This window comes from Prevotella sp. MGM2 (assembly GCF_002933955.1).
Lineage (GTDB): Bacteria > Bacteroidota > Bacteroidia > Bacteroidales > Bacteroidaceae > Alloprevotella.
In genome coordinates, this window is sequence record NZ_BEWW01000162.1 from 1 (window position 1) to 667 (window position 667).

The following is a 667-nucleotide window of genomic DNA, read 5'->3' on the forward strand; positions in this document are numbered from 1 at the left end:
AAAATATCTAAATCACATTTTAATATTGCAAAATGCGTCATTTTTTACTTTTTTTCTTGGCTTTTTGCCTCTCTACAATCACGGCAGACGCCCAATCGGCTCCCAAGCGTGAGTTTCGCGGTGCATGGATACAATTTATCAATGGACAGTTTCAGGGAATGAGCCGCGACCAAATGCAGGCCAATCTGACCGGACAGCTCAATGCCTTGCAACAATGCGGTGTTAACACCATCATTTTTCAAGTGCGTGGCGAGGCCGATGCTTTTTATGCCAGTCCCTATGAACCGTGGAGCCGCTTCCTCACCGGCCGTCAGGGGCAAGCTCCGGCTCCTTACTGGGATCCTTTGGCCTGGATGGTTGACGAGTGCCATAAGCGCGGCATGGAACTTCACGCATGGATCAATCCTTTTCGGGCCAAGACGAAAGGTACCACGGCTTTGGCTATGAACCATCCCTATATGCAGAACCCCGCCCGCTTCTTCGAGTATGACGGTCTTTATATCTTTGATCCCGGATTGGCCGAAAACCGTGAGTATATCTGCAAGATAGCTGCCGACATCGTGCGTCGCTACGATGTGGACGGCTTCCATATCGATGATTATTTTTATCCTTATCCGGCGGCGGGACGTCTCATTCCGGATGACAACACTTTTGCCCGGTTCAACAG

General features: G+C 49.9%; 1 protein-coding gene. It reads left to right on the top strand.

From position 1 onward, the window contains the following. Window positions 1-32: 32 nt before the first annotated feature. Window positions 33-667: glycoside hydrolase family 10 protein (locus tag C5S62_RS03730; RefSeq protein WP_145958212.1), on the top strand; the 635-nt coding region annotated here is incomplete at its 3' end.